This window comes from Frankia sp. CoWAU3, from assembly GCF_977971855.1.
Window position 1 is genome coordinate 1,484 of the sequence record NZ_CDWWXB010000102.1, and the last position, 2,867, is coordinate 4,350.

Genomic DNA, 2,867 nt, shown 5'->3' on the forward strand with positions numbered 1-2,867 from the left:
GGCCGGGTGCTGTGGTTCGCATGGCGTAGAGGAGATCTGGCCCGACCTCTGCCCAGCCGATTCTCTCTGCTTTGTGACAGCGTCTCGTTTTCTCGTTTCGGTGGGGCTGGCTGTCTCGTTTGCCCGTTGCGGGGTGGTGTGCGGCGTTCGTAGGGTCGCGCCTCGTGTATCTGACCTTCTTCTCCAGCACGGGCTGGCAGGGCTGGGATCTTGCGGCGGCGCCGACGATTCCTGAGCGGATGCCGGTCCTGGTCGATGACGATCTGCGGTTCGACGACGACGGCGGGGCGGTGCGGCCGGCGGTCGTGGTGAACCGGTGGCTGCGGGAGTTGCCCACGAGCGGGGCGCCGGCGAGCGCGACGTGGGCGGCTTACGCGCGGGTGTTGCGGGACTGGCTCGAGTTCCTCGCCGGCTTGGGGGTCGGGCTGTTCGACGGCCGGGAGGCGTTGAAGCAGGCGCTGGGGACGTATGCGGCGCACCGGGCGGACGGGCCGGTGGCGGCGCGGTTCGCGGCGGCGACGTGGAATCGGCACGTGAGCGTGCTGTCGTGCTTCTACCAGTGGGCGGTGGCCGAGGGGCATGCGGCGGCGGTGCCGTTCAGCTATGCCCGGGGCCGCGCCGGTTTCGCCGGTCCGGCCGGGCCGGTGCGGGTGAACCTGGCGCGGCGGCGAACCCCGAAGGCGCACGTGACGATCAAGTATCTGGAGGCTGACTTCGCCGAGATGTTCGTGCGGGCGCTGGCCGGATTGCGGCCTGACGGGCAGCCGGACGAGGGGTATCGGGGCCGGGAGCTGGAACGTAACGCCGCGATGGCCCGGCTGGCGCTGGCCAGTGGGCTGCGCCGGGCGGAGTTCACCTACCTGCTGGTTCACGAGGTCCCGGCGCTGCCCCGGGCGGTGGGGGACCTGCCGGTGCCGCTGGCGGTGCCGGCGGGAGTGGCCAAGGGACGCAAACCCCGAACGACCTGGGTTGATCATGCCGCGTTGGAGGCGGTGCACCGCTATGTCGGGTTGGACCGGGCCGCGAGCACGGCCGGGTCGTCGTGGCGGCCCCCGGACCGGTGGGGAACGCCGCTGCACGTCAGCGACCCCGACCCGGCCGGCGGGCGGATCAACGGGGTCCGGGTGCGCTGGGCGGGCCTGCGGCCGGCGGAGCGGCGGCGCCTCGTCGGCCCGGACGGCGGGTCGTGCCTGCTGGCGTTGCGCGGGGACGGCGGGCCGTTCACCGCGTGGGACAGCGTGTTCACCCGCGCCTCCGACCGCGTCCGGGAGGCCTTCGAGCCCCGCTTCCCGCATGTGCACCCGCACCGGCTGCGGCATTCGTTCGCGGTCGCCACGTTGGAGAAGCTGGTCGGCGGCTACTACCGGCAGGTCGCGGCGCTGAGCGTGGCGACCGGCCGCGAGGGCGGCCCGGAGGCGGCGTTGGCGTTGTATCTGTCGAAGGCCGACCCGTTGATGGTGCTGCGTGACCTGCTCGGCCACTCCAGCGTGATGACCACCGAGGCGTATCTGCGCCGGTTGGACACCACCCGCATCTACCGGGACGCCTACCAGCGGGCCGGCGCCGAGCACGGCCTGGCGCCCGACCCCGCCGCCCTGCGTGAGGCCGATGCGGAGTTCACCGACACCGACGTGGAGGGGGACGAGTTCTGATGCCCGCCCAGCTGACAGAGGACGGGCTCGGGATCGCCTGCGTGTTCAGCGACGGCCGCCGCCGCGCGTTCGCCGTCGCGGGTGTCACGCCAGCGCCGCTGGCTGCTGATCTGCTGGTCGGGCTGGTCCACCCGCACGGCAGCGTGGACGCGCCGGCCACCGTCGGCTGCTACCTGACCGGCCTGAAGGATCTGGCCGCCTTCGCCCACGGCCGTGGGCTGGCGGGTGGGGCGGCGACGCTGACCCGCGCCGTGCTCGCCGAGTACTGGCTGCGGGCGGGCTGGCTGGCGGAGCTGACGACCCGGCGGATGCTGACCAGCTACGACACGACGACCGGTGCCTTGCTGCCGCCGGTGCGGGAGCTGGCCGGCGGGCGGCTGTTCAACGCCGCGCCGCCGTCGACGCCGCTGGTCCCCTACCCGGCCGAGGACTGGGAACGGCTGCACAAGGCCTGCCGGACGGCGGTTGACGAGGCGTTCGCCCAGCACCGGGTCATGCAGGCGGCGGCGCGCCGCGGCGGCGACCCGCGCGAGCTCGGCTTCAGCCAGGACAATGTTGCCTGGCTGCTGGCCGAACACGGTCCGGCGACCGCGACCGACGTCGCCGCGTATCTGGGCCGGACCAACCGGTGGATCGAGCTGCGCGGCGGGGTCCGCCTGGTCTGCCAGGCGCTCTATCCCGACGTCCACGCGGTGATCGCCTACCGGCTGCTGCTGGGCATCTATACCGGGATCGTCCCTGACGGCATCGCCGACCTCGGCGTGAGCGACCTCGACTGGGCCGGGGACGTCACGGTGCTGCTCGGCTACGTCAAGGGCCGCCGCGCGGCCGAATCGGTCACCCTGCCCGCCAAGGCGGTCCGGCTGCTCGAGCAGTGGCTGGCCCACAGCGCACCCGCCCGGGGCTACGCCCCCGCCGGACTGCGCGGGCATCTGTGGGTGCACCACAACTACTACGCGGCCCGCACCGGCAGCCCGGATCGGTGGTGGACCACGCAGGTTCCCGCGCCGACCCAGCGGGCCTGGGCGGAGCGCCGTGGCCTGATGGTGGACCGGCGCCGCATCCGCACGACCTACCTGTCGTTGCGGGACCGGCGGTCCTGGCACGGCAGTTCCCGGGCGCTGATCGACCCGAACCACAGTCCGGCCGTGGAAGGCGACAGCTACCTCACCGCCGCCACCCCCGCGCAGCGTGACGCGGTGGAGACGGTCATCG

Annotated in this window: 2 protein-coding genes; both read left to right on the top strand. The window is 73.4% G+C overall.

Annotation, left to right across the window (positions count from 1 at the left end; translation table 11 throughout):
- Positions 1 to 164: 164 nt before the first annotated feature.
- The gene (locus tag AC08ON_RS10810; RefSeq protein ID WP_476608282.1) at positions 165 to 1,652 is read left to right on the top strand and encodes a tyrosine-type recombinase/integrase; all 1,488 of its coding nucleotides are present in this window, start codon (positions 165 to 167) and stop codon (positions 1,650 to 1,652) included.
- Positions 1,652 to 2,867, top strand: a 1,216-nt coding sequence (locus AC08ON_RS10815) for a hypothetical protein (protein ID WP_476616886.1), incomplete at its 3' end; no start/stop codon positions are given. The genes AC08ON_RS10810 and AC08ON_RS10815, both read left to right, overlap by 1 nt.